This is a genomic window from Methylobacterium sp. WL8 (genome assembly GCF_008040045.1).
Taxonomy (GTDB): Bacteria; Pseudomonadota; Alphaproteobacteria; order Rhizobiales; family Beijerinckiaceae; genus Methylobacterium; species Methylobacterium cerastii.
In genome coordinates, this window is sequence record NZ_VRVF01000021.1 from 29,766 (window position 1) to 54,117 (window position 24,352).

General features: G+C 72.4%; 23 protein-coding genes. 12 read left to right on the forward strand and 11 right to left on the reverse strand.

The window, feature by feature from the left end; genetic code table 11:
* Positions 1–101: 101 nt before the first annotated feature.
* The 6 genes from FV234_RS10085 to FV234_RS10110 all read right to left on the reverse strand — a co-directional run bounded on the left by FV234_RS10085 (position 102) and on the right by FV234_RS10110 (position 5,924).
* Entirely contained in the window at positions 102–689 is a 588-nt protein-coding gene (locus tag FV234_RS10085; RefSeq protein ID WP_147829057.1) for an AprI/Inh family metalloprotease inhibitor, read from the reverse strand.
* Positions 690–858: 169 nt separating this feature from the next.
* Complete coding sequence (locus FV234_RS10090; protein WP_147753922.1) at positions 859–1,662, reverse strand: succinate dehydrogenase iron-sulfur subunit; 804 nt, start codon at positions 1,660–1,662, stop codon at positions 859–861.
* 94 nt (positions 1,663–1,756) lie between these two features.
* A complete protein-coding gene (sdhA, locus tag FV234_RS10095; RefSeq protein WP_147753923.1) occupies positions 1,757–3,574 on the reverse strand; it encodes a succinate dehydrogenase flavoprotein subunit in 1,818 nt (605 codons plus the stop codon).
* Positions 3,575–3,605: 31 nt separating this feature from the next.
* Complete coding sequence (sdhD, locus tag FV234_RS10100) at positions 3,606–4,025, reverse strand: succinate dehydrogenase, hydrophobic membrane anchor protein (RefSeq protein ID WP_147753924.1); 420 nt, start codon at positions 4,023–4,025, stop codon at positions 3,606–3,608.
* A 12-nt stretch (positions 4,026–4,037) separates the two neighbouring features.
* On the reverse strand, positions 4,038–4,439 hold the full coding sequence (sdhC, locus tag FV234_RS10105; protein ID WP_147762884.1) for a succinate dehydrogenase, cytochrome b556 subunit: 402 nt from the start codon (positions 4,437–4,439) through the stop codon (positions 4,038–4,040).
* A gap of 183 nt (positions 4,440–4,622) precedes the next feature.
* The gene (locus tag FV234_RS10110) at positions 4,623–5,924 is read right to left on the reverse strand and encodes an SLC13 family permease (protein WP_238272505.1); all 1,302 of its coding nucleotides are present in this window, start codon (positions 5,922–5,924) and stop codon (positions 4,623–4,625) included.
* A gap of 195 nt (positions 5,925–6,119) precedes the next feature.
* Here FV234_RS10110 and FV234_RS10115 point away from each other — a divergent pair, with 195 nt between their 5' ends.
* From FV234_RS10115 to FV234_RS10125, 3 genes are all read left to right on the forward strand, one after another.
* Positions 6,120–7,019, forward strand: coding sequence for a LysR substrate-binding domain-containing protein (locus FV234_RS10115; protein ID WP_147829104.1), 900 nt, complete (start codon positions 6,120–6,122; stop codon positions 7,017–7,019).
* A gap of 190 nt (positions 7,020–7,209) precedes the next feature.
* Positions 7,210–8,397, forward strand: coding sequence for an NAD(P)/FAD-dependent oxidoreductase (locus FV234_RS10120; protein WP_246686160.1), 1,188 nt, complete (start codon positions 7,210–7,212; stop codon positions 8,395–8,397).
* Positions 8,398–8,627: 230 nt separating this feature from the next.
* On the forward strand, positions 8,628–10,316 hold the full coding sequence (locus tag FV234_RS10125) for a thiamine pyrophosphate-binding protein (RefSeq protein WP_147762882.1): 1,689 nt from the start codon (positions 8,628–8,630) through the stop codon (positions 10,314–10,316).
* A gap of 6 nt (positions 10,317–10,322) precedes the next feature.
* On the opposite strand, the gene FV234_RS10130 is transcribed toward FV234_RS10125, so the two are convergent.
* Positions 10,323–11,303 (reverse strand): quinone oxidoreductase, encoded by a 981-nt coding sequence (locus FV234_RS10130; RefSeq protein WP_147829061.1) that lies wholly within the window; start codon positions 11,301–11,303, stop codon positions 10,323–10,325.
* Positions 11,304–11,415: 112 nt separating this feature from the next.
* Between FV234_RS10130 and FV234_RS10135 the strand changes: the two genes are divergently transcribed.
* Positions 11,416–12,600, forward strand: coding sequence for an alanine racemase (locus tag FV234_RS10135; RefSeq protein ID WP_147829063.1), 1,185 nt, complete (start codon positions 11,416–11,418; stop codon positions 12,598–12,600).
* A gap of 8 nt (positions 12,601–12,608) precedes the next feature.
* Positions 12,609–13,043: a RidA family protein gene (locus FV234_RS10140; protein ID WP_147754534.1), complete on the forward strand. Its 435-nt coding sequence runs from the start codon at positions 12,609–12,611 to the stop codon at positions 13,041–13,043.
* A 43-nt stretch (positions 13,044–13,086) separates the two neighbouring features.
* On the opposite strand, the gene FV234_RS10145 is transcribed toward FV234_RS10140, so the two are convergent.
* Both FV234_RS10145 and FV234_RS10150 read right to left on the reverse strand, forming a co-directional pair.
* Positions 13,087–13,791, reverse strand: a complete 705-nt coding sequence (locus tag FV234_RS10145) for an SDR family NAD(P)-dependent oxidoreductase (RefSeq protein WP_147829064.1) — start codon at positions 13,789–13,791, stop codon at positions 13,087–13,089.
* 69 nt (positions 13,792–13,860) lie between these two features.
* Positions 13,861–14,373, reverse strand: coding sequence for a nucleoside deaminase (locus tag FV234_RS10150; RefSeq protein WP_281407954.1), 513 nt, complete (start codon positions 14,371–14,373; stop codon positions 13,861–13,863).
* 146 nt (positions 14,374–14,519) lie between these two features.
* On the opposite strand from FV234_RS10150, the gene FV234_RS10155 reads away from it, so the two are divergent.
* The 7 genes from FV234_RS10155 to FV234_RS10185 all read left to right on the forward strand — a co-directional run bounded on the left by FV234_RS10155 (position 14,520) and on the right by FV234_RS10185 (position 22,149).
* The gene (locus FV234_RS10155; protein ID WP_147762876.1) at positions 14,520–14,696 is read left to right on the forward strand and encodes a CsbD family protein; all 177 of its coding nucleotides are present in this window, start codon (positions 14,520–14,522) and stop codon (positions 14,694–14,696) included.
* 114 nt (positions 14,697–14,810) lie between these two features.
* Positions 14,811–14,987: a DUF1328 domain-containing protein gene (locus FV234_RS10160; protein ID WP_147754530.1), complete on the forward strand. Its 177-nt coding sequence runs from the start codon at positions 14,811–14,813 to the stop codon at positions 14,985–14,987.
* Positions 14,988–15,125: 138 nt separating this feature from the next.
* Positions 15,126–15,746, forward strand: a complete 621-nt coding sequence (locus FV234_RS10165; protein WP_147829066.1) for a LysE family translocator — start codon at positions 15,126–15,128, stop codon at positions 15,744–15,746.
* Positions 15,747–15,946: 200 nt separating this feature from the next.
* Positions 15,947–18,406, forward strand: coding sequence for a pseudouridine synthase (locus tag FV234_RS10170; protein WP_246686161.1), 2,460 nt, complete (start codon positions 15,947–15,949; stop codon positions 18,404–18,406).
* Positions 18,403–18,960 carry a 16S rRNA (guanine(966)-N(2))-methyltransferase RsmD gene (gene rsmD, locus FV234_RS10175; RefSeq protein WP_147754310.1) on the forward strand — a complete coding sequence of 186 codons (558 nt, stop codon included), beginning with the start codon at positions 18,403–18,405 and terminating at the stop codon, positions 18,958–18,960. The genes FV234_RS10170 and rsmD overlap by 4 nt, the downstream gene beginning before the upstream one ends.
* A 44-nt stretch (positions 18,961–19,004) precedes the next feature.
* Positions 19,005–19,982: an NAD(P)-dependent oxidoreductase gene (locus tag FV234_RS10180; protein WP_238272510.1), complete on the forward strand. Its 978-nt coding sequence runs from the start codon at positions 19,005–19,007 to the stop codon at positions 19,980–19,982.
* 457 nt (positions 19,983–20,439) lie between these two features.
* Positions 20,440–22,149: an IlvD/Edd family dehydratase gene (locus FV234_RS10185; protein WP_147829068.1), complete on the forward strand. Its 1,710-nt coding sequence runs from the start codon at positions 20,440–20,442 to the stop codon at positions 22,147–22,149.
* Between the two features lie 12 nt (positions 22,150–22,161).
* Here FV234_RS10185 and FV234_RS10190 read toward each other — a convergent pair whose 3' ends face one another.
* Positions 22,162–23,544, reverse strand: a complete 1,383-nt coding sequence (locus FV234_RS10190; RefSeq protein ID WP_147829070.1) for an ATP-binding protein — start codon at positions 23,542–23,544, stop codon at positions 22,162–22,164.
* Entirely contained in the window at positions 23,541–24,260 is a 720-nt protein-coding gene (locus tag FV234_RS10195; RefSeq protein ID WP_147829072.1) for a response regulator, read from the reverse strand. Before FV234_RS10195 ends, FV234_RS10190 begins: the two co-directional genes overlap by 4 nt.
* Positions 24,261–24,352: the final 92 nt, after the last annotated feature.

The window sequence follows — 24,352 nt, forward strand, 5'->3', positions numbered from 1 at the left end:
TCGGTGAGCGCGACTCGTCGCGGTCCGGCCGCCGCGACTACGGGGCGGCGGCAATCCGCCGGACCTCATCGGTCCTGACCCGTGAGACTTGGTGTAAGCCCTCAGCGCACCAGCGCGAGGGAGGCACCGGACTTGGTCAGCGCGCCGTCGAGGGCGCCGCCGCCCTGGCGCAGGCGCGCGGCCACCGTGCCGCCCTGCTGGTACAGGTAGACCTCGCCGTCCCGGAAATCCCAGGCCGTGACCTTGGCCAGATCCTTGTTCGGGCAGCCCGCGGCGGAGGCCTTGTAGAGGTCGAGCGCCGGCGCGCTGGACAGCGTCACCTTGCAGCTCGCCCCGGTCGCATCCTTGGCGTCCCAGGCGCCGACCACCGAGGCGCGCCCGCTCGCCACCACCGGCGGGGCAGGCGGCGGCGCGACCACCGGCTCGGGGATGACGTTGGAGGCCGGCGGCGGGGCGATCGAGGCCTGCGCGCCGATCGGCGCCCCGTCCGGCGCGGCCGAGGCCCCCGGCGGCGGCGCGAGCGGCGCGGAGGTCACGGCGCCCGAGGGCATCGCCGGCGCGATGTTGTCGATGGCGGCCTGCTGTGCCGGCGCGCGGACGCGAGGTCCGTCGAAGCGCTGCGACGAGCAGGCGCCGAGACCCGCGGCCAGCGCGAGGAGGGCGATCGTCGAACGGTACTGGCGCGGCATCGGTCTCGGCTTCCCCGGCGCGCGTGCGGCGCCCCTTGCGGGTCCTTGCGTCGGGGGCAAATGCGATGGCCGCAAGGCGGGGGATCGGGGAACGCCCACCCGAGTGCCCGCGCACGGGGCTTTTCGGGGCGAGTGTGGCGGGGCGGCCTCAGTGCCGCGCCCCGCCGGATCAGACCGTGCGCTCGACCATCATCTTCTTGATCTCGGCGATGGCTTTGGCCGGGTTCAGGTTCTTCGGGCAGGTGTTGGCGCAGTTCATGATCGTGTGGCAGCGATAGAGCTTGAACGGGTCGTGCAGCGCGTCCAGGCGGTCGCCGGTGTTCTCGTCGCGGCTGTCGATCAGCCAGCGGTAGGCCTGCAGCAGCGCGGCAGGCCCCAAGAACTTCTCGCCGTTCCACCAGTAGCTCGGGCACGAGGTGGTGCAGCAGGCGCACAGGATGCACTCGTACAGTCCGTCGAGCTTGGCCCGGTCCTCCGGGGTTTGCGGCCATTCCTTCTCGGGCGCCAGGGTGTCGGTCTTGAGCCAGGGCTCGACCGAGGCGTGCTGGGCGTAGAAGTTCGTCAGGTCGGGAACGAGGTCCTTCAGCACCGGCATGTGCGGCAGTGGATAGATCTTCACCGCGGCGGTCTTCCGGCCCTTGGCGTGCTCCTGGCACTCGTCGATGCCCATGGTGCAGGCGAGCGCGTTCTGGCCTTCGATGTTCATGGCGCAGGAGCCGCAGATGCCCTCGCGGCAGGAGCGGCGGAACACCAGCGTCGAGTCGACCTTGTTCTTGATCCACAGGAGGGCGTCGAGCACCATCGGCCCACAATCGTCGCGATCGACCTGGTAGGTGTCGATCCGCGGGTTCTTCCCGTCGTCCGGGTTCCAGCGGTAGACGCGGAACTCCTTGAGGTTCTTGGCCCCCGTCGTCGCGGGCCAGGACTTGCCCTCGGTGATCTGGGAGTTCTTGGGGAGGGAGAATTCGGCCATGGCTGTCGTTGGCTTCCGCTAGAGTCGATCGAAGCAACGATCGGCAAGACGCATCGAGGGCGCGGCCTCGCCGATCGGCTTTCCGAAGCGCAGCTTAGTAAACGCGCGCCTTCGGCTCGATGTACTGGATCTCGTTCGACATCGTGTAGGTGTGGACCGGGCGGTAGTCGATGTTCACCCGGTGGGCGCTCTCGTCCAGCCACGACAGGGTGTGCTTCATCCACTCCTTGTCGTTGCGGTCGGGGAAGTCCTCGCGGGCATGCGCGCCGCGCGATTCTTCGCGGTTGGCGGCCGATTCCATCGTGACGACCGCCTGGCCGATCAGGTTGTCGAACTCCAGGGTCTCCAGGAGGTCGGTGTTCCAGACGAGCGACCGGTCGGTGATGCGGATGTCGGCCGACGCGCTCCAGACCTTGTGGATCAGGCCCTTGCCCTCCTCCAGCACCTCGCCGGTGCGGAACACGGCGCAGTTGTTCTGCATCGTCTTCTGCATCTCGAGCCGCAGGTCCGCGGTCGGCGTGCCGCCGTCGGCGTAGCGGAAGCGGTCGAGGCGGGTGAGCGCCTTGTCGGCCGAGTCCTTGGCGAGGTCCATCGGCCGGCCGTTCGGCTCGACGATCTCGGCGCAGCGTTGGCCCGCCGCGCGGCCGAACACCACGAGGTCGATCAGCGAGTTCGAGCCGAGGCGGTTGGCGCCGTGCACCGAGACGCAGGCCGCCTCGCCGATCGCCATCAGGCCGGGCACCACGGTGTCGGGGTTGCCGTCGCGCAGCGTCAGCACCTCGCCGTGATAGTTCGTCGGGATGCCGCCCATGTTGTAGTGCACCGTCGGCAGCACCGGGATCGGCTCCTTGGTGACGTCGACGCCGGCGAAGATCTTGGCCGATTCCGAGATGCCCGGCAGGCGCTGGTGCAGGATCGCCGGGTCGAGGTGGTCGAGGTGCAGGAAGATGTGGTCGCCGCCCTTGCCGACGCCGCGGCCGGCCCGGATCTCCATGGTCATCGAGCGCGAGACCACGTCGCGCGAGGCGAGGTCCTTCGCCGACGGCGCGTAGCGCTCCATGAAGCGCTCGCCCTCGGAGTTGGTGAGGTAGCCGCCCTCGCCGCGGGCGCCCTCGGTGATCAGGCAGCCGGCGCCGTAGATGCCGGTGGGGTGGAACTGCACGAACTCCATGTCCTGCAGCGGCAGGCCGGCGCGCAACACCATGGCGTTGCCGTCGCCGGTGCAGGTGTGGGCGGACGTCGCCGAGAAGTAGGAGCGGCCGTACCCGCCGGTGGCGAGGATCACCATCTGCGCGCGGAAGCGGTGGATCTCGCCGGTGGCCTGGTCCATGGCGACGACGCCGCGGCAGCGACCCTCGTCGTCCATGATCAGGTCGAGGGCGAAGTACTCGATGAAGAAGTTGGTCTGGTTCTTCACCGCCTGCCCGTAGAGGGTATGGAGCATCGCGTGCCCCGTGCGGTCGGCGGCCGCGCAGGTGCGCTGGGCGGTGCCCTTGCCGTAATCGGTGGTCATGCCGCCGAACGGCCGCTGGTAGATCTTGCCCTCCTCCGTGCGGGAGAACGGCACGCCCCAGTGCTCGAGCTCGTACACGGCCGCCGGGGCGTTGCGCACCAGGTACTCGATCGCGTCCTGGTCGCCGAGCCAGTCCGAGCCCTTCACGGTGTCGTACATGTGCCAGCGCCAGTCGTCCGGCCCCATGTTGCCGAGCGAGGCCGAGATGCCGCCCTGCGCCGCCACGGTGTGCGAGCGGGTCGGGAACACCTTGGTGATGCAGGCGGTGCGCAAGCCGGCCTGCGAGCAGCCGACGGTGGCGCGAAGCCCTGCGCCGCCCGCGCCGACGACGACGACGTCGAAGGTGTGGTCGGTGATGGAATAGGCGGGTCCCTGCCCGTTCTGTCCGTTGGCGGCCATGGAAGGCTCCTTCAAGATCGCGGGAAGCAGGTCAGACGAGGCGGCCGAGCCCCACGCGCAGGATGGCGTAGAGGCAAGCCACGGCCACGACGACCGCGTAGAAGTTGTTGGCGAACACCGCGGCGATCTTCAGCCCCGGGCTGTGGATGTAATCCTCGATGATCACCTGCATCCCCAGACGCATGTGGATCGCGACCGAGGTCACGGCCAGGATCAGGACGATCGCGACGAAGGGGTGCGACACCAGGGCCACCGCCTCTGGATACGGTCGGCCGGCCATCAGGGCGATGATCACCACGAAGGCGAGCATCAGCGGCGCGTTGGCGGCGGCGGTCAGGCGCTGCATCCACCAATGCCCGACGCCGTGGTGGGCGACGCCGAGGCCGCGGACGCGGGCGCGGGGGGTGCGGATCGAGACCTGCGGGTTCTGAAGGATCTTGGCCTTGGCCATGGCGGGAACTCCTCAGCGCGCCAGAAGGGCGACGGCCCAGACGACGACCGTCAGCGTCGTCGAACCGATCAGGGTGGCGCGGGCCAGCGCCATGCGCTTGTCGCGGTCGAAGCCGTAGCCGGCGTCCCACACGAAGTGGCGCAGACCGCCCAGCATGTGGTGCAGCAGGATCCAGGTGTAGGCGAACAGCACGATCCGCCCGATCCAGGACCCGAAGAACCACGCCACCCAGGCGTAGGCCGCCGGGCCGGAGGCGAGCGCCACGAGCCAGATCGCGACGAGCGCGGTGCCGCCGTAGAGGGCGGTGCCGGTGACGCGGTGGAACACCGACATCGCCATCGTCCAGGTCCAGCGGTAGATCTGGAGGTGCGGCGAGAGCGGCTGGGCCACGGTGGGGCGTGCGGTGGGTGCCATCGTGCGGGGGGCCTCGTGTCGTTCTCGGAATGGGCTTCGAATTGGACCGTCTCTAATCTGTAGCGCTAGAGGTCCAGGCGTTTCGCCGCAATGCGGCATGGCGGGGCGGTGTTGACGATTCCGCCGGGATATCGCCTTCCCATTGCTGTCCCGGGGGCTCTGCTTTCGCGATAGGCTGCCTTGTCATGGCAGCCGTCCGATCAGTCGCCACCACAGGTAGTCGAGGGGTGCGGCGACCAGCAGCCCGGCGATGCCGTAGGCGAAGGTCGCCCGCGTCGCGTCCGCGAGGGACACCCCGCCCAGCTCGCGCGCGAACACGATGGGCGGCGCCTGGTAGGGGAAGAACAGGGTCGCGTAGCCGACCACCTGCACCATCACCACGTCGAGCAACGGCCAACCGCTGGCCTTCGCCATCTCGCCGGCCAGCGCCGTGTAGAGCGCGGGCGCGCCGTTGGCGGTGACGACCAGGGCGAGCGCCGTCGCGATGCCGACGAGCACGGCGAAATTCTGGACCGGGGCGCCGGGGCTGAGGGGCGCGACCGCCAGCAAGGCGTGGCCGAGGCGCTCGCCCAGGCCGGTCTCGTTGACCAGCGCGACGAGGCCGAGGAGGGCGGCGATGTAGAAGCAGGTGCGCAGGGAGACTTGCGTGAACGCCTCCGCCGGCAGCACGCCGACCCGCGGCATCAGGCAGATCACCGCGGCCGAGAGCCCGACCCAGGCCGGGGCGATCCCGTGCAGCCCGTCGGTGGTCCACAGGACCAGGGTGCCGACGAGGATCGCCGCGAGGCGGCGCTCGGCGGGCGAGGCCGGCGGCAACGCCGGCAGGGCCGCGGCCTCGGCCTCGAGCCGGTCGGGGAACAGTTTTACGAGCAGCAGGACGAGGAGCGCGCCCTTGACCAGCGCGAGCACCGGCGCGTGCAGCCAGAGATAGGGCAGGTAGGTGAGGTGCAGCCCCTGGAGCCGCTCGGCGGCGCCGGCCATCACGAGGTTCGGGACGTTGGCCGGCAGGATCGCCGCCGACAGGATCGGGGTCGCGAGCCCGATCGCCATCACCGCGCCGACCCGGCCCTTGCGACCGGGCGCCAGCCCGAACGCGTCGCAGAGCGACAGCGTCACCGGGATCATCAGGGCGATGCGCCCGAGGTTCGACGGCATCACGAAGGCGAGAAGGAAGCTGAACCCCACGAGCCCGGCGATGAAGCGCGCATAGGAGCCCGAGAGCCGGCCGCTCAGGCCCTGCGCCAGGCGCGCGCCGAGGCCGGTCCGGGTCATCGCGAGGCCGACCACCATCCCCGACATCACCAGCCAGAAGGCCGACGACGCGAAGCCCGAGAACACCGTCGCCGCCGCGCCGAGCTTGAGCAGCATCGCGAGCGCGAAGAACAGGAGCGCGGTGACGATCTCGGGCAGCAGCGCCGTCGCCCACAGCCCCATGCAGAGCACGAGCAGGCCGGCGGTCGCCAGGATCGTCGTCTCGCCTCCCATGTTGCTTTGCTCCGCCGCGTTCGGTTCCAGGCTCGTTTAGGGGCCGGATTGGAACGGTTCGCAATACGGCATCCTTTGACGGTGCCTTCGCGAACGGCGAAGGATGTGGACCGCGGTCGCCCGTCGCGCAGGCTCGGCCCAGGGATTCGCACAGGGCGGCTTCGCGCCCGGCGAACAAGGAGGCGTCCTGCGATGATGCGCTTCGACCTGCCCGACCTCACCCTCTTCCGTCACGTGGTCGAGGCCGGCTCGATCACCCACGGGGCTGCGCGGGCGAACCTCGCGCTCGCCGCCGCCTCGACGCGCATCCGGGCGATGGAGACCTCGCTCGGCGCGGCCCTCCTCACCCGCAGCCGCCTCGGTGTGGTCCCGACCCCGGCCGGGCGGACGCTGCTGGCCCATGCCCGCGGGCTGATCGCCGGCATCGAGCGGATGCAGGGCGAGCTCTCGGCCTATTCCGGCGGCACCGTCGGGCAGATCCGGGTCCTGGCCAACACCAACGCGCTCACCGAATTCCTGCCCGATGCGCTCGCCGCCTACCTGACAAGGAACCCCGGCGTCAGCGTCGAGATCGACGAGCACACCTCGGACGAGATCGTCGGCCTCGTCGCCGACGGGCAGGCCGACCTCGGCATCCTGTCGGGCACGGTCGACACCGGCACCCTGCAGACGTTTCCGTTCCGGAAGGACCGGTTCGTGCTCGTGGCGGCCCGCGGCCACGCCCTGGCCGAGCGCGAGACCGTCTCCTTCGGCGAGGTCCTGGCGTACGACCTCGTCGGCCTCGACCGGGCGAGCGCGCTCACGCGCTTCCTCGCCGACAAGGCGGCCCGCGTCGGGCGCCCGATGCGCCTGCGGGTGCAGCTGCGGGGCTTCGACGCCGTCTGCCGCCTCGTCGAAGCCCGCGTCGGGGTCGGCATCGTGCCCGAGAGCATGGCCCGGCGGGTGGCGCGCGGCCTCGACATCGCCGTCGTGCCGCTGGTCGAGCCCTGGGCGACCCGCGCCTTGACCCTGTGCCTCCGCAGCTTCGAGGGACTTCCGGCCTTCGCGCAGGACTTCGTCAGGCACTTGCGCGATGGTGGTGAGAACCGAGCGTAGGTCACAAGCTCTCATTGTTCGAGATAATGAATACATTCTACCTAGGGTAGAATGTTTCCGAATTTTTCAGACCGTGCACGTTTCGTTGATCGCGGAGGACTACGCAAAGACCTTTTTTCGGGATGGAGTCTGCCATCTCTACCGTGCGGGCGTCGCGAAGACGCTGGCTGCCAGACGGATGTCTTCGATGATGCCTGCTCAAACAGACTGCTTCGACGTCGTGGTGATCGGCGCCGGCCTGGCCGGAACCTGCCTCGCCGGCCGCCTCGCCAGCCAGGGCCGCAGCGTGGCGCTGATCGACGCCCACGCCGTCCACCCGCACGATTTCCGTGCGGAGAAGTACGGCTCGGCGCAGATGACGCTGTTCGAGGCGCTCGGCTTCGGCGACGCCACCCGCGGCTGCACGACCCGGACCGATTCCGTCCGGGTCGTCCGCTTCGGCCGCCTCGCCCACTGGGAGCGGACCACCGAATACGGCGCCGCCTATCCCGACCTGATCAACGCCCTGCGCGCCGCCCTGCCCGCCGGGCTGCTCACCGTCGGCCGGGTCGCCGACCTCGACCTCGGCCCGGACCGGCAGGTTGTCACGCTCGCCGACGGGCGCCGGTTCGAAGGCCGGCTCGTCGTGCTGGCCACCGGCCTCGGCGACGTGCTGCGCCGCAAGGCCGGGATCTCACGGCGCGTGATCGGCGAGCGACACTCCCTGGCCGCGGGCTTCGACATGGCCGCGCCGCGTTCCGCCTTCCCGTTCCCGGCGATGACCTACTTCTCCGAGCGCTTCGGCGGCGGCGACGCCTACCTCACGCTGTTCCCCCTCGGCGAGACCATGCGGGCGAACCTGTTCTGCTACCACCAGCCGAACGCCCCCTGGACGAAGGCGCTCCGCGCCGACCCGGAGGGCGCCCTGCGCACGCTGATGCCGGGGCTCGCCGCCCATTGCCCGGACCTCGCGATCGCGGGCGCGGTCGAGGTTCGCCCGATCGACCTGATGCGGGCCGAAGGCCACGTGCGCGACGGGCTCGTCCTCGTCGGCGACGCGTTCCAGACCGCCTGCCCGATTCCCGGCACCGGGATCGGCAAGGTGCTGACCGACGTGCGCCAGCTCGCCGAGGCGCACCTGCCGGGCTGGCTCGCGACGCCGGGGATGGGCGCCGACAAGGTCGCCGCGTTCTATGCCGACCCGGTCAAGGTCGCCTGCGACGCCGCGAGCCTGGAATCCAGCCTCTACGCCCGCGCGCTGGCCACCGAGACGACCCTGCCCTGGGCGGCCCGCCGGGTGCGCAACCGCGTCGCGCGCCACGCGATCCGCTACGCGACCGACGCCTCGCGCGGGGCGATGCGCGCAGCCTCGGTGGTCGTGGCCCACTTGGCGGTGTGAAGCGGGCTTGGCCGTGTGACGCGAACTCGGCCGTGTAATACTAAGTCTCATGGGTCAGGACCCATGACGTCCGGCGGATTGCCGCCGCCCCGCAGTCGCGGGGGCGAGACCTCGATGAGTCGGGCTCATCGAGGTCTGGTATAACGCGGACTCGGCCGTCCGACGCGCGCCGCGCGGTTGCCCCGTCCCACCGTTGGCGTAGCCTCGGTGGCGCGACGGAGGGGACGGCGATGGCGATCACCAATGTGGAGTCTCTGGGCAGCCGCCGCGGGGCGATGGTGCTGCTCGAGGTGCTGCGCTCCGAGGGCGTGCGCTACATCTTCGGCAATCCCGGCACCACCGAGCTGCCGCTGATCGATGCGCTCACCGACACCCCCGACATCGCCTACGTGCTGGCGTTGCAGGAGGCGAGCGCGGTGGCGATGGCCGACGGCTACGCGCACGCCGCGCGTCGGCCCGCCTTCCTCAACCTCCACACCGCCGGCGGCCTCGGCCACGGCTTCGGCAACCTGATCAACGCCCACGTCTCCGGCACGCCGCTGGTGGTGACGGCCGGCCAGCAGGATTCGCGGCACGCGATCACCGACCCGCTGCTGTTCGGCGACCTCGTCAGCCTCGCCACCCCCGCCGTGAAGTGGGCGCGCGAGGTGACGAACGCCGACCAGCTGCCGACCCTGCTGCGGCGCGCCTTCCACGATTGCTCGGCCGCCCCCTCCGGCCCGGTTTTCCTGTCGCTGCCGATGGACGTGATGGAGGCGATGACCCAGGCGCCCGCCGGCGGCGTCTCGACCATCGACCGCTGCGCCGTGGCGGGCTCGCTGGACCGGCTGGCCGACCATCTCGCCGCGGTGGCGCCGGGGCGCCTCGCCCTCATCGCCGGGGACGAGATCGACGCCAGCGACGCGTCCAGCCAGGCCGTGGCGCTCGCCGACCTCCTCGGCGCGCCGGTCTACGGCTCGTCCTGGCCGGCCCACATCCCCTTCCCCACCGCCCACCCGCTCTGGGCCGGGAGCCTGCCGACCAAGGCGACCGAGATCGCGAAGATCCTCGGCGCCTACGACGCTGTGTTCGCCCTCGGCGGCAAGTCGCTGATCACCGTGCTCTACACCGAGGGCTCGGCGGTGCCGGCCGGCACGCAGGTGTTCCAGCTCTCGGCGGACGTGCGCGACCTCGGGCGCACCTACGAGACCACGCTGTCGATGGTCGGCGACGTCCGCGCCTCCCTCGACGCGCTGCTGCCGCTTCTGAAGCCGCGCCTCGCTGGCCGCGCCGACGCCTACGCCGCCCTGCGGGTCGCGGCCGCCCGGAACTACGCCGTCCGACGCGAAAGACTGATGGAAGCGGCCGACGCCGCCTTCGCCGACCCGGTGATCGCGCCGCTGGTGGCGGCCCGCGAGATCGCCCGCGCGGTGGGGGCCGACACCGCCATCGTCGATGAGGCGCCGGCGACGATGGCGCACCTGCGCACCTTCCTGCACAGCGAGCGGACGCACCAATACGCCTCGATGCGCGGCGGCGTGCTCGGCTGGGGCATGCCGGCCTCGGTCGGCACCTCGCTCGGCCTCGACCGCGCGCCGGTGGTCTGCGTCGTCGGCGACGGGGCGGCGATGTACTCGCCCCAGGCCCTGTGGACCGCCGCGCACGAGAATTTGCCGGTGACGTTCGTCGTCATCAACAACGCCGAGTACAACATCCTGAAGAACTACATGAAGTCGCAGACGCACTACGCCTCGGCGCGCGCCAACCGCTTCATCGCCATGGACCTCACCGACCCGCGGATCGACTTCCCGGCGCTCGCCGCCTCGATGGGGGTGCCGGCGCGGCGCGTGACCCGGGCGGGCGACATCGCGGCGGCGATCGAGGCCGGGATCGCCTCGGGCGGGCCGAACCTCGTCGAGGTCGTGGTGCGGGCGACCTGAAGCGTCTCACGGGACCAGCAGGATCGCCCCCGTCGTCGCCCGCGCCTCCGCCGCGCGATGCGCCTCGGCGACGTCCGCCAAGGGGAACCGCGCCCCGATGCGCGAGACGATCGCCCCGGAGGCGATGGCGGCAAAAACTTCGGCGGCGTTGGCCCGCAGGGTCGTGGCGTCGGCGTTGTGCGGGAAGACCGAGGGGCGGGTGAGGAACAGGCAGCCCTTCTTGTTCAGGAGTTCCGGCTCGATCGCCGGCGCCGGGCCGGAGGCGGCGCCGTAGAGCACCACGAGGCCGAAGGGCGCGGCGAGGTCGAGGGAGTGCAGGAAGGTGTCGCGGCCGACCGAATCGTAGACGACCCGCGCCTTGCGCCCGCCGGTGGCGGCGAGCAAAGCCTCGGGCCAGCCCGCTTGCGAATAGTCGATCGCCACGTCGCAGCCGGTCTCGCGCGCCACCGCGCACTTCTCCGCCGAGCCGGCGGTGCCGACGACGACGGCGCCGAGCGCCTTCGCCCAGCGGCACAGGATCTGCCCGACGCCGCCGGCGGCTGCGTGGACCAGCACCATCTCGCCCGGCTGCACCGCGTGGGTGCGCCGGAGCAGGTACTGCGCGGTCATCCCCTTGAACAGCAGGGCGGCGGCGTCATCGTCCGAGACGGCGTCGGGGATGGCCACCAGCTTGTCGGCCGGCACGATCCGCCGGTCGGCGTAGGCGCCGAGGCCGGCGTTCATGGTCGCGACCCGGTCGCCGACCCGGAAGCCCGCGACGCCCTCGCCCAGCGCCTCGATCCGCCCGGCGGCCTCGTGGCCGAGCCCGGTCGGCAGCGGCAGCGGGTAGGCGCCCTTGCGCTGGTAGACGTCGATGAAGTTGAAGCCGATCGCGGTCTGGCGCAGCAGCACGCTGCCCGGCCCCGGCGGCGGCAGCTGGACCGGCTCGAGCCGCATCGCCTCGGGGCCGCCGAAGTCGCGGAGGATGACGGCGTTCGCGTCGGTCATGGCGTTTCTCCGAACTTCGGCCGCGTTCATGGGCGCCGTCTTCGCGTAGACCTAGCCCCGCGCCCGGCCTCTGCCTAGAAGGCGCTCGATGCAACCGGAAAGGGAGAGTGCGATGGCCGTCGCCGACGTCGCCGCGGATTCGCTCGCCGCCCTCGACACCCCCTGCCTGCTCCTCGACGAGGCGCGCCTGACCGCCAACGTCGCGCGGATGCGCGAGCGGCTTTCCGGCCTCGGCGTCGCGTTCCGGCCTCACCTCAAGACCGCGAAGTCGCTCGCCGTCGCGCGGCGCGCGATGACCGGCCCGCACGGTCCGGCCATGGTCTCGACGCTCCGCGAGGCCGCCTACTTCGCCGAGGGCGGCGTCACCGACCTGACCTACGGCGTCGGCATCGCGCCGCAGAAGCTCGACCGGGTCGGCGGCATCCGCCGGCAATTCGGGGCCGACCTTGCGATCATCCTCGACAGCGTCGCGCAGGCCGAGGCCGTCGCGGCCTGGGTGGCGGCCAACCGCGATCCCTCCTGCGCCCCCTCCTGCGCCTCCCTGCCCTGCCTCATCGAGGTCGACGCCGACGGGCACCGCTCCGGCGTCGCCCCGGACGACGCCGGCACGCTCGTCGCCATCGGCCGCATCCTCGTCGACGGCGGCGCCGAGCTGCGCGGGGTGCTGCTGCATGCCGGCGACAGCTACGGCCTCGACGACCCCGAGCGAATCGCGGCGGCGGCCGAGGCCGAGCGCGCGGCGGCCGTCGCGGCGGCCGGGCACCTGCGCGCGGCCGGCCTCCCCTGCCCCGTGGTCAGCGTCGGCTCGACGCCGACCGCGCGGTTCGCCGGGGATCTCGACGGCGTCACCGAGGTGCGGGCCGGCGTGTTCATGTTCGGCGACCTGTTCCAGGCGGGCGTCGGCAGTTGCGGCGCCGACGACATCGCCCTGTCGGTGCTCGCCACCGTGATCGGCCACCAGGCGGCCAAGGGTTGGATCATCGTGGATGCCGGATGGATGGCCCTGTCGCGCGACCGCGGCACCGCGCGCCAGGCCGTGGACCAGGGCTACGGCATCGTCTGCGATCCCGCGGGGCGCCCCTACCCGGACCTGATCGTGCGCGACGCCAACCAGGAGCACGGCATCGTCGCCCTCCGCCCCGGGTCGAGGGCGGCGCTGCCGGAGCTTGCCTTGGGCGCACGCCTGCGCATCCTGCCCAACCATGCCTGCGCCACGGCGGCGCAGTACGCCTGCTACCACGTGCTCGACGCGTCCGGGCGCGTCTCGGCCACGTGGCCCCGCATCGCCGGCTGGTGACCTTTTCCATGACGCATCCAATCGCCAAGACGCATCCAATCGCCAAGACGCATCCGATCGAACGCATCGCGACGAAGGCTGTACCGGAGCCCGCCGGCCATTACGCGCAAGCCACCGCGTGGCGCGACCTCGTCTTCGTCTCGGGCCAGCTCGGGCCTCGCCCCGACGGCAGCCACACCTTCGATCGCCCGTTCGAGGAGCAGGCGCGGCAGGCGCTCGCCAACGTGCTCGCCATCCTCGGCGAGGCCGGATGCGGGCCGGAGCGCGTGCTCAAGGTCACCGCCTACCTCGTCGGAGTCGAGAACTGGCCGGCCTTCGACCGGATCTATGCCGAGGCGTTCGGCGAGGCCCGCCCCGCCCGCGCGGTGGTGCCGGTGCCGGGCCTGCATCACGGCTACCTCGTCGAGATCGAGGCGATCGCCGCCCGGCCCGACCCGGCCTGATCACCGGTCCGCGCGGAGCCACCCCCTCAGAACCCATCGCCTCTCAGTACCGCTCGACCCAGGGGCGCAGCTCCAGCTCCTGGGTCCAGGCGCTGCGGTCCTGGCGCAGCACGTCGCGGTAGCTGCGGGCGATGGCCTCCGGGTCGAGGTGGCTGTCGGGCGCGTCCGGCGCCTCGGGCGCGCGGGCCGGATTCCGGATCGCGCCATCGATGACGAAGTGCGCGACGTGGATGCCCTGCGGCTGCAATTCGCGCGCGAGGCTCTGGGCCAGGCCGCGCAGGGCGAATTTGCCCATCGCGAAGGCCGAGGAGCCGGCGAATCCCTTCACGCTCGCCGAGGCCCCGGTGAGCAGGATGGCGCCGTGGCGGGCGGGCAGCATCCGCTTGGCGGCGGCCTGCGCCACCAGGAAGCCGCCGAAGGCCGAGACCGCGAGCGCCTGCGCGGCGGCTTCCGGATCGAGCTCGGCGATGCCGCCGCGCACGCGTCCGCTGGCGTTGTAGACCACCACGTCCGGCGCTCCGCCGAGCGCCGGCTCGATCGCGGCGAACAGCGCCTCGACCTCGGCCGGCCGACTCGCGTCGCAGGCGTGGACCGACGCACCGGTCTCGCGGGCCAGCGCGTCGAGTTTTTCGACGTTGCGCGCCGCCAGGCCGACCCGCAGCCCGTCGGCGGCGAGTTGCCGGGCGAGCGCCGCACTCAAGCCCGAGCCGGCCCCGACGATCAGGGCGCGATAATAGGTCGGCGTCATGGATGCGGCCTCCGGGCTGTGCGAGCCGGCAACGTCGGGCACGCGGGGCGGTTCGCGCCGCGCGATGGATCAGTCGCGCCGCGCGCGGAAGAAGTTGCGCAGCATCTGCGCCGCCTCGTCCTCGCGAAAGCCCCCATACACGTCCGGCGCGTGGTGGCAGGTCGGCTGGTTGAACACGCGCGCACCGTTCTCGACACCGCCGCCCTTGGGGTCGGCCGCCCCGTAATAGAGCCGCCGGATCCGCGCGAAGCCGATCGCGCCCGCGCACATCGGGCACGGCTCCAGGGTGACGTAGAGGTCGCAGCCCGACAGCCTTTCGTCGCCCAGCGCGGCGCAGGCGGTGCGGATGGCCAGGATCTCGGCATGCGCCGTCGGATCGCGCAGCGCGCGGGGCCGGTTGTGCGCCACCGCGAGCACCACGTCGTCGCGCACGACCACCGCGCCGACCGGCACCTCGCCGGCCTCCGCCGCACGGCGCGCCGCCGCGAAGGCGAGGTCGAACGGCGTCTCGCCCGGCCGGCCGGCGAACGACGTCGTGTTCGCGGCGAGGCGCGTTTTCGCGGGAGGGATCGAGTCGGGCACGACGACGTTCCTAGCGGTCGCCGCCGCCGCCGGGAAGCGCGCCGCCGCCCCCAACACAGGTCAATGTTAATCGGCGGAACATTAATCCGCCTTCCGCCGTTTCTCCCCCAGCGCGGCAAGGCCGCATTCAGGACGAGGAGCCGGCGATGAGCAGCACCACCGACAAGATCAAGGGCGCGGCCAACGAGGCGATCGGCAAGGCCAAGCAGGGCATCGGCAACGCGACCGACAACGCGAACCTGAAGGCCGACGGCGTTGCGCAGGAGGCCAAGGGCAAGGCCGAAGGCGTCAAGGGCGACGTGAAGTCTGCCGTCGGCAAGTAAGCGACAGAAGTAAGCGAGCCGCGGATGCAATTGTCCCGACCCGGACCCGGAGATCGGGTCCGGGTCGGGGCCCCATCAGCCTTGCATTGAAGAATTCGTTTTGAGGAGGTCTGCATGATCGGTTGGGCCATCACCTTTCTCGTGGTCGCGTTGGTCGCGGCGCTCCTCGGTTTCGGCGGCATCGCCGGGACGGCGATGGCGGCGGCCAAGATCGTGTTCTTCGTGGCCATCGCCCTATTCTTGATCTCCGCCGTGTTCGGCGTGATGCGCGGGCGTGCGCCGAGGCTCTGACGGGCCGGATTTGTTCTGCGTCGTGAGAGGGGTGGTCTGACAAGGACCGCCCCTTTCGCGTTCGGGGGTGCGTTGCGCTGCGCCAAGCCTTAGGATCGCGGTCGCGCCACCGCGATCGTCCCCAATGGCCCCCTACCCATGAATCCCCACACCTGGGCGCTCTTCCTCGGCGCCGTCTTCCTGCTGTCCGGCACGCCTGGCCCGAACATGCTGCACGTGATGACGCGCAGCCTCCGCTTCGGGTTCGGTGCCAGCCTGTTCGCCATGGCCGGGTGCCTTTCGGCCGTGGTGCTGGTGCTCTGCGCCTCGGCGACGGGGCTCGGGGCGGTGCTGGCCGCCTCGCCGAACCTGTTCGCGTGGCTGCGCTATGCCGGCGTCGCATACCTGATCCTCCTCGGGATCCAGGCCTGGCGCGGAGTCGGCGGCGCGGTCGAGGTCGGCGCGGACCCGGTGGCGCCGTCGGCCGCCCGCCTGTTCCGGGGCGGCTTCCTGATCGGCGTGAGCAACCCGAAGCTGCTGCTGTTCGCGGCGGCGTTCCTGCCGCAATTCATCGATCCCACCGTCGACCAGGGGCTGCAGCTCGCGATCCTGGTCGCGACCTTCGCCGCCGCGGAAGGCTTCTGGTACGCGGCCTACGCGCTCGGCGGCCGGCACCTCGCGCGCCATCTCGCCAGGCCCGCCCTCCGGCGCCTGTTCGACCGTGCCACCGGCGCGATCTTCGTCGGCTTCGGGCTCGGCCTCCTCGCGGGCCGCCCCTGAGCGACAAGGCCATCGCTCGACAGCGCTGGCCCTGATTGTCTTCGGCCTCAATCGCCGGCGCCCGCCTTCGCGGGCTCAGGCTTTCGCTCCGCGGGGCGCTCTTTGCGCCCTGAAGCCGCCGAACGCGGCTTCAAGTGATCGCCGTGCCCTGGCGACGATCCGTCTCGCGTGGCGGAGCCGGCTCTGTTATGGGCTTGGCGATGAGCGACAATCCGACCACCCCCTCCGCGGACGAGCCCGTTCGCGGGACCGACACCACGCAGGCCCCCGAGACTCCGGCGAAGGCACGGCCCGCACGCCGCACGGCCGCCGCGCGGGACAAGGCCTCGCAGCAGGAACCCGCCTCGCACGAGCCTTCGAGCCAAGAGCCTTCGAGCCAAGAGGCTTCGAGCCCGGCGGCTTCGTCACCGGAGCCTTGGAGCCCGGCCACCGACGCCAACGTCCGCTCCGCCGACGACGAGGCGCCGCGCGAGCGCGTGGCCCGCGCCCGGCCGAAGGACCGCCACGCCAACGAGCGTCCGGCCAAGGACGCGACGAAGGATGCGGCCAAGGAGTCGGCCAAGGCGCCGACGAAGGCCGCCAAGGCCCCGAAGGAGCGCGGCGGCGACGCCCCATTGCGTCGCCGCCCGGCTGCGGCCGTGCCGGCGCCGGCCGATCCGGCCTCCCTCGACCCAGCCTCGGTCGACGCGGCCCCCGCCGACTTGGCTCCTGTCGATTCGGCTCCCATCGACCTGGCCCCCGCCGCCATGTCTCCCGTCGATTCGGCTCCCGTCGAAACCCATGCGGACGCGGACTTCGACGACGCGCCGGAGACGGTCGCCGTCGAGGCCGCTCCGAAGGCCGAGACCGCCGCGAAGGCAGAACCTGCCGCGCCCGAGACCTACGAGGGCGAGCGCATCGCCAAGGCGATCGCGCGGGCCGGCATCGCCTCGCGCCGCGACGTCGAGGCGATGATCGCCGAAGGCCGCATCACCCTGAACGGCCGCGTCCTCGACACGCCGGCGATCAACGTCACCGATTCGGACGCCATCACCGTCGACGGCGAGCCGCTGCCGACGCGCGAGCGCACCCGGCTCTGGATCTTCCACAAGCCGCGGGGCCTCGTCACCACGGCCCGCGACCCGGAAGGCCGCCAGACCGTGTTCGAGGTGATGCCCGAGGAGATGCCGCGCGTCGTCGCGATCGGCCGCCTCGACATCAACACCGAAGGCCTGCTGCTGCTCACCAACGACGGCGGCCTCGCCAAGGTGATCGCCCACCCCGACACCGGTTGGCTGCGCCGCTACCGCGTCCGCGCCTTCGGCGACATCACCCAGATGGAGCTCGACCAGCTCCGCAAGGGCGTGACCATCGACGGGATGGAATACGGGCCGGTCGAGGCGACCCTCGACCGCGCCACCGGCGACAACGTCTGGCTGACGCTCGGCCTGCGCGAGGGCAAGAACCGCGAGGTCAAGCGCATCCTCGAGCATCTCGGCCTCTCGGTGAACCGGCTGATCCGGCTGTCGTTCGGGCCGTTCCAGCTCGGCGACCTCGAGGTCGGGCTGACCGAGGAGATCAAGACCAAGGTGCTCAAGGAGCAGCTCGGCAAGGGCCTGTCCGCGCAGGCCGGCGTCGACTTCGAGAGCCCGGTGCGCGAGCCGATCGCACCCTTCGGCGCGCCGAAGAAGGAGGCGCAGGCCGAGCGGCCGCGCCGGGACGAGGCCCCCCGCGGCCGTGCGCCCTCCGGCGGCGCGCGTCCCATGCGTGCGGCGACGCCGGCCCGCGTGCCGACCGGCGGCATGGGCGCGGGCCCGCGCCGTTCGGTCTGGCGGGCCGACGAATCCGACAACCCGGAGGGCTTCCGGCCCTCCAAGGTGCCGCGCCGCGGCGCCGACCCGAAGGCCGAGCGGGCCGCCGCCGCGGAGAGCCGCGGGCGCGAGCGCGTCGGCGCGATCAACACCGGCGACCGGCGCGTGCTGGTCGAGCGCCTGTCGGCGAGCCCTGCGCCTGCCGAGGAGGCGGCGCCGCAGCGCCGCTACGCCCGCGACGAGAACGGCGCCAAGCCGCAGCGCCGCCGGGACGACCGCGACGCGGGCGCCCGCCCGGACCGGCCCTACACGCCGCGCTTCAACGAGGGCGCCGACCGCGGCCCGCCGCGCAGCGACCGCGGCACGGGGTTCCGCGGGCAGGATGCGAACGAGCGTCCGCGCGAGGCCCGCGGCTACCAGGGCGAGCGCCGCGACGGCGGCCGCACCGAGGGCGCCCGCCCGGAGGGACGCGGCTACCAGGGCAAGAAGCCGGCCGGCCAGCCGAGAAGTTTCGAGGGCAATTCCGGTGGGTTCGGCGGCAAGCCATCCGGCGGGTTCGGGGGCAAGCCCGGCGGGTTTGGGGGCAAGCCGTCCGGCGGGTTTGGGGGAAAGCCATCCGGCGGGTTCGGTGGCAAGCCCGGCGGTGAGCGCGAGACCGGCTACAAGGGCCGCGTCGAGGGCAGCTTCAAGCCGCGCAGCGAAGGTGGCTTCAAGGGCGGCCAGGGCCGGCCCGGCGGCGGGGCCGGTCGTCCGGCAGGCAGCAAGCCCGGCGGGTTCGGGGGCAAGCCCGGAGGGTTCGGCGGGAAGCCATCCGGCGGGTTCGGCGGCCGGCCCGGTGGTGGTCGTCCGCCCGGCCGCGGCGGGCGGTGAGGATCGTCGGCGGGGATTGGCGCGGCCGGCGCCTCGCCACCCCGCGCTCCGACGCGATCCGCCCGACCACGGACCGCCTTCGCGAGGCCCTGTTCAACGTGCTGGCCCACGCCTACGACGACGCGGTGCCGGGCGCCCGCATCCTCGACCTGTTCGCCGGCACCGGCGCCCTGAGCTTCGAGGCGTTGTCGCGCGGCGCGGCCTACGCGCTCCTGGTCGACGAGGGGGCTGAGGCGCGCGGCGTGATCCGTGAGAACATCGAGCAGTTCGGCGCCGAAGGGCGCACCCGGCTGTTTCGGCGCGACGCGACCAAGCTCGGCCCCTCCGGTACCACTGGGCGCTTCTCCCTGGTGTTCTGCGATCCGCCCTACGGTCGCGACCTCGCGCCGGCGGCGCTCACCGCGGCCGCCGAGGGCGGCTGGCTGACGCAGGACGCCCTGGTGGTGGTCGAGGAGGTCGCCAGCGCCGTCGTCGCCCTGCCCCCAGGGTTCTCCGAGCTCGAACGGCGGACTTACGGCGACACGGCGGTGACGCTGGCGCGCTTCACCGGCTGAGGTCCGCATACGGCGCGTTCGCACCCGGTGAGAAAGGCGCTTCCTTGACCCCTCCGTCCATCGCCCCCTTGCCCCTCGTCCTCCTGACCAACCCGATCCACGCCGACGCGGTCGCGATGCTGGCGCCCCATGCCCGCGTCGTCGTCGCCCCCGACACCGCCGCGGCGACGCTGCGGGCGCTCGCCCCCGACGCCGCCGGGATGATCGTGCGCGCGCAGCTGCCCGACGACATCCTCGACCACGCCCCGAACCTCCGCGGCATCGTCCGCCACGGGGTCGGGCTGGACTTCGTGCCGCTGGAGGCCGCCACCGCCCGCGGGATTCCCGTGGCGAACCTGCCCGGCAGCAACACCGGCGCGGTGGCCGAGTACGTCTTCTCCGCCCTGTTCGCCCTGCGGCGGCGGCTCGCCGACCTCGATGCCGGCCTGCGCCGGGACGGCTGGCTCGCGGCCAAGACCCGCGCCAACGACCTCGCCGAGGTCGGCGGCTCCACCCTCGGCATCCTCGGGATGGGCGAGATCGGCCGCCGCGTCGCCGGGATCGCCCGCCACGGCTTCGGCCTGCGCGTGCTCGGTTCGTCGCGGACCGCCTCGGACCATGGCGGCCTCGTCGAGCCGGTGGACGTCGCGACGCTGTTCTCGGAGAGCGACGCGGTGGTGATCGCCTGCCCCCTGACGGATGCGACGCGGGGGCTGGTCGACGCGGCGCTGATCGGGCGGATGCGCCCGGGCGCGGTGCTGATCAACGTCGCCCGCGGGCCGATCGTCGTCACCGACGCGGTGGCGGCGGCCCTGAACGCGGGCCGGCTCGGCGGCGCGGCGCTCGATGTGTTCGAGCACCAGCCGCTGGCGCCCGACCACCCGCTCCACGCCTGCCCGAACCTGCTGCTGACGCCGCACGTGGCCGGCACCACCGCCACGAGCCTGCGCGCCATGGGCCTGGGCGCCGCCGAGGAGATGCTGCGCATCCTGGCGGGCGAGCGCCCGCGGAACCTCGTGAACCCGGCCGCGCTGGAGCGTTGAGGGCGATCGCCGGCGGCCTGGGTCCGAAGTGCGCTCGGGGGCCGTGACGGTGCGCGGGGCGACAGGATTCGCGCATGCCGGTACTGGCGGTTCGCTTTGCGCGCATCCCCTCGCCCCGCGTGGATCTCGGGCTTGCCCGAGATCCGAACCTACCTGCCGAAATCGGGCAGGCCCGACTTCGGTGGGGGAGAGGGCTTTGCCGACCTCGTCGTCGGCGAAGCGAGGCGGCAGCCGAGGGTGAGGGGGCTGCCACGGAGGAACCACATCCGTTCGCACCCCCTCACCCTCGCTTCGGCGTTGCCTTCGCTTCCCGCACGGACGACGAGGTCCGTGCGGGCCTCTCCCCGCCCGCGGGGAGAGGGGAACCCGCGCGTCGTCCGACGCCATGACGAAACGTGCGAATACGGTGGCCCGTTCGCGATAGGGCGCGCGCTTGTCCGGATCGAAGGAGCAGACGATGAGCAAGGGCCTGCGGAAGGGTCTCACCAGCTACGGCGATGCCGGGTTCTCGCTGTTCCTGCGCAAGGCCTTCATCAAGGCGGCGGGCTATTCCGACGACGCCCTCGACCGGCCGATCGTCGGCATCACCGACACGGCCAGCGACTTCAACCCGTGCCACGGCAACGTGCCGGCGCTGATCGAGGCGGCCAAGCGCGGGGTGATGCTGGCCGGCGCGATGCCGATGGTGTTCCCCACCATCTCGATTCACGAGAGCTTCGCGCACCCGACCTCGATGTTCCTGCGCAACCTGATGGCGATGGAGACCGAGGAGATGATCCGCGCCCAGCCGATGGACGCGGTGATCGTGATCGGCGGCTGCGACAAGACTCTGCCGGCCCAGATCATGGCGGCGGCGAGCGCCGACCTGCCGACGGTGGTGATCCCCACCGGGCCGATGGTCGTCGGCCACCACAAGGGCGAGGTGCTCGGCGCCTGCACCGATTGCCGCCGGCTCTGGAGCGCGCACCGCGCCGGCCAGCTCGACGCGGCCGAGATCGCTGCCGTCGAGGGCCGGCTCGCGCCGTCCGTCGGCACCTGCATGGTGATGGGCACGGCCAGCACCATGGCCTGCATCACCGAGACCCTGGGCCTGTCGCTGCCGATGTCGGCGACGATCCCCGCGCCCCATGCCGAGCGCATCCGCCTCGCCGAGGCCAGCGGCCGGCGCGCCGCCGAGATGGCGGTCTCGGGCGGTCCGCGCCCGAGCGCGCTGCTGACGCCGGACGCGTTCCGCAACGCGCAGGTGGTGCTCCAGGCGATCGGCGGCTCGACCAACGGGCTGATCCACCTCACCGCCATCGCCAACCGCACGCCGCACCGCATCGACCTCGACGCCTTCGACCGGCTCGGCCGCGCGGTGCCGGTGCTCGTCGACCTGAAGCCGTCCGGCGAGCACTACATGGAGCATTTCCACCATGCCGGCGGCGTCCCGAAGCTGATGGCGCAGCTCGGCGACCTGATCGACCTCGACGCCGGGACGGTGGCCGGCGGGACGCTCCGCGACGTGGTCGCGGCGGCCGAGGACGTGCCGGGCCAGGACGTGATCCGGCCGCGCGACAACCCGATCAAGCCGCTGGGCGCGATGGCGGTGCTGCGCGGAAACCTCGCGCCGCGGGGCGCCGTGATCAAGCACAGCGCCGCGAGCCCGGCGCTGCTCCAGCACGAGGGCCGGGCGGTGGTGTTCGCCTCGATCCCCGACATGACCGCACGGATCGACGACCCCGACCTCGACGTCGGCCCTGACGACGTGCTCGTGCTGCAGAACGCCGGCCCCAAGGGGGCGCCCGGCATGCCGGAGGCCGGCTACCTGCCGATCCCGAAGAAGATCCTGGCGACCGGGGTGAAGGACATGGTCCGGATCTCCGACGCGCGGATGAGCGGCACCGCCTTCGGCACGATCGTGCTGCACGTCACGCCGGAATCGGCCGACGGCGGCCCGCTCGGCCTCGTGCGCACCGGCGACCGCATCCGCCTCGACACGGCGGGCCGGCGGATCGACCTCCTGGTCGAGCCGGCCGAGCTGGAGCGCCGCCGGTCGGAGGCCGGGCCGGCCGAGCGCCCGGCCTGGGCCGCCCGCGGATACAGCCGCCTGCTCTACGAGACGGTCGAGCAGGCCGACGAGGGCTGCGACTTCGGTTTTATGCGCGCGACGCCCGAGGCCGGCTGACCGCTCCCAACCTTAGCCCTCCGCGCCCGGCAGGACGATTTCCGCGCGCAGGCCCCCCTGCGGCAAGGTCGCGAGCCGGATCTCGCCGCCATGCGCGCGGATCGCCGAGCGCGCGATGGCCAGCCCGAGCCCGGTGCCGCCGGTCTCGTCGTTGCGCGAGTCGTCGAGGCGGGCGAAGGGCTCGAACATCGCCTCGACCCGGTCCGCGGGGATGCCCGGCCCGTCATCCTCGACCCGGATGCGCACGTCCGCCCCGTCGCGGTCGAGGGCGATGCGGGCGCGCGCCCCATAGCGAACCGCGTTCTCGACGAGGTTGTCCAGCGCCCGCCGCAGGGCGTCGGGCCTCCCTGCGAAGGGCAGGGTTTCGGGCGCCGACAGGGTGACGTCGCGGCCGAGCGCCACGTGGTCCGAGACCAGGGTGCGGGCAAGCTCAGTGAGATCGAGGGGGCCGCTCGCCTGCGAGGCGGCGTCGTCCCGGGCAAACGACAGGGTCGCCTCCACCATCCGCTTCATGTCGCCCAGCGTGCGCACCATGCCGGCGCGCAACGCCTCGTCCTCCACCATCTCGGCGCGCAGCCACAGCGAGGCGATGGGCGTACGCAGGTCGTGGCTCACGGCGGCCAGCATCCGCGTGCGGTCGTCGACGTAGGCCCGGAGCCGCGCCTGCATCCGGTTGAAGGCGATCGTCATCGTCTTCAGCTCCGCCGGCCCCGGCTCCGGCAGGGGCGCGACCAGGGTGCCGCGCCCGGCCTCCTCGGCGGCCTGCGCCAGGGCGGTCACCGGCCCGACCACCCCGCGCAGCCCGAGGCCGACGGCGACGAGCACGGCGACGACGCTGGCGACGATCTGGAACAGGCCGATCCGCATCCAGGGCGGCGTCGGCAGCGCGACCGGCGCCTCGCCGTTGAGCCAGCGCCCGTCGGCGAGGTGCACCGAGACCTGGAGCGCCTCCGGTTTGGCCCGGCGCTCCTCGGCGCCGGGAGCGTCCGCGACGTCGCGCTCGACCGAGTCGTGTTTGACCAAGTCGCGCTTCACCAAGAGGAGCCGCGCCTCGCTCGCATCCGCCTGGAGCCTGCGGTCGAGGCCGTGCGCCAGCCGCGCCTCGTCGGCGTCCATCGCCCCGTCGGGGACGAGGCTGGCCTGGCCGATCGAGAAGTGATGGCGCGGCGAGTTGAAGGCCGCGATGGTGCCCGGCACCGCGTCCGCCGGCACCGTGTCGAGCAGTCGCACGAGGATGGCGATGCGGTCGATCACCTGGGTGCGTCCCGCGGCCCGCCCGACGCGGGTCGCCTCGCTCGCGAACATCGCGAAGGCGGCGGCCTGCGCCGCCACCACCGCCAGCACGAGCAGCAGCGCCAGCCGCCAGACCAGCGAGCGCGGCACCAGGCGGATCACCGGACCTCCCGCACGTCGGCGGCGAAGACGTAGCCGCCGCCCCACACCGTCTTCAACAGCTCGGGATGGGCCGGGTCGCGCTCGAGCTTGCGCCGCAGCCGGCTGACCTGGTTGTCGATGCTGCGATCGAAGGCCTGGGCCGTGCGCCCGCTCGTCAGGTCGAGGAGCTGGTCGCGCGACAGCACCACCCGCGGGCGCCGCACCAGCGCTGCGAGCAGGCGGAACTCGGCGGTGCTGAGCACCACCGCCTCGCCGCCCTCGCCGACGAGTTCGCGCCGGTCGCCGTCGAGGACCCAGCGGTCGAAGGCGAGACGCCGGGCGCCGGGCTCCGCGCGCTCCCGCGGCAGGGCGGCGGCGCGGCGCAGCAGGTTCTTCACCCGCGCCAGCAGCTCCCGCGGGTCGAAGGGCTTCGTCACGTAGTCGTCCGCGCCGATCTCCAGACCGACGATCCGGTCGGTCTGCTCGGCCATCGCAGTCAGCAGGATCACCGGCGTGTCGTGCACCTCGCGGATGTGGCGGCAGAGCGAGAGCCCGTCCTCGCCGGGCATCATCACGTCGAGGACGACGAGGTCGATGGCGCTGGTGTTGAGGATCGTGCGCGCCGCCGCGGCGTCGGCCGCCACGCTCACCCGCAGGTCGTGGCGGCGCAGGTAGGCGGCCAAGGGATCGCGGATGTCGCGGTGGTCGTCCACGACCAGCAGGTGGGCAGCGTCCATGTCGTCGAGCCTTTCGCCGCCGATCCTAGCGGCGGCCCGCGCGCGGGCGCGGGAAACAACGTCGCAAGATGTATCCGGCGCTCCGGCCTGCG

Bases quoted from the DNA above. Each gene is read 5' to 3' on its own strand.
- FV234_RS10085 (WP_147829057.1), bottom strand. From the start codon at position 689: ATGCCGCGCCAGTACCGTTCGACGATCGCCCTCCTCGCGCTGGCCGCG.
- FV234_RS10090 (WP_147753922.1), bottom strand. From the start codon at position 1,662: ATGGCCGAATTCTCCCTCCCCAAGAACTCCCAGATCACCGAGGGCAAG.
- sdhA (WP_147753923.1), bottom strand. From the start codon at position 3,574: ATGGCCGCCAACGGACAGAACGGGCAGGGACCCGCCTATTCCATCACC.
- sdhD (WP_147753924.1), bottom strand. From the start codon at position 4,025: ATGGCCAAGGCCAAGATCCTTCAGAACCCGCAGGTCTCGATCCGCACC.
- sdhC (WP_147762884.1), bottom strand. From the start codon at position 4,439: ATGGCACCCACCGCACGCCCCACCGTGGCCCAGCCGCTCTCGCCGCAC.
- FV234_RS10110 (WP_238272505.1), bottom strand. From the start codon at position 5,924: ATGGGAGGCGAGACGACGATCCTGGCGACCGCCGGCCTGCTCGTGCTC.
- FV234_RS10115 (WP_147829104.1), top strand. From the start codon at position 6,120: ATGCGCTTCGACCTGCCCGACCTCACCCTCTTCCGTCACGTGGTCGAG.
- FV234_RS10120 (WP_246686160.1), top strand. From the start codon at position 7,210: ATGCCTGCTCAAACAGACTGCTTCGACGTCGTGGTGATCGGCGCCGGC.
- FV234_RS10125 (WP_147762882.1), top strand. From the start codon at position 8,628: ATGGCGATCACCAATGTGGAGTCTCTGGGCAGCCGCCGCGGGGCGATG.
- FV234_RS10130 (WP_147829061.1), bottom strand. From the start codon at position 11,303: ATGACCGACGCGAACGCCGTCATCCTCCGCGACTTCGGCGGCCCCGAG.
- FV234_RS10135 (WP_147829063.1), top strand. From the start codon at position 11,416: ATGGCCGTCGCCGACGTCGCCGCGGATTCGCTCGCCGCCCTCGACACC.
- FV234_RS10140 (WP_147754534.1), top strand. From the start codon at position 12,609: ATGACGCATCCAATCGCCAAGACGCATCCAATCGCCAAGACGCATCCG.
- FV234_RS10145 (WP_147829064.1), bottom strand. From the start codon at position 13,791: ATGACGCCGACCTATTATCGCGCCCTGATCGTCGGGGCCGGCTCGGGC.
- FV234_RS10155 (WP_147762876.1), top strand. From the start codon at position 14,520: ATGAGCAGCACCACCGACAAGATCAAGGGCGCGGCCAACGAGGCGATC.
- FV234_RS10160 (WP_147754530.1), top strand. From the start codon at position 14,811: ATGATCGGTTGGGCCATCACCTTTCTCGTGGTCGCGTTGGTCGCGGCG.
- FV234_RS10165 (WP_147829066.1), top strand. From the start codon at position 15,126: ATGAATCCCCACACCTGGGCGCTCTTCCTCGGCGCCGTCTTCCTGCTG.
- FV234_RS10170 (WP_246686161.1), top strand. From the start codon at position 15,947: ATGAGCGACAATCCGACCACCCCCTCCGCGGACGAGCCCGTTCGCGGG.
- FV234_RS10185 (WP_147829068.1), top strand. From the start codon at position 20,440: ATGAGCAAGGGCCTGCGGAAGGGTCTCACCAGCTACGGCGATGCCGGG.
- FV234_RS10195 (WP_147829072.1), bottom strand. From the start codon at position 24,260: ATGGACGCTGCCCACCTGCTGGTCGTGGACGACCACCGCGACATCCGC.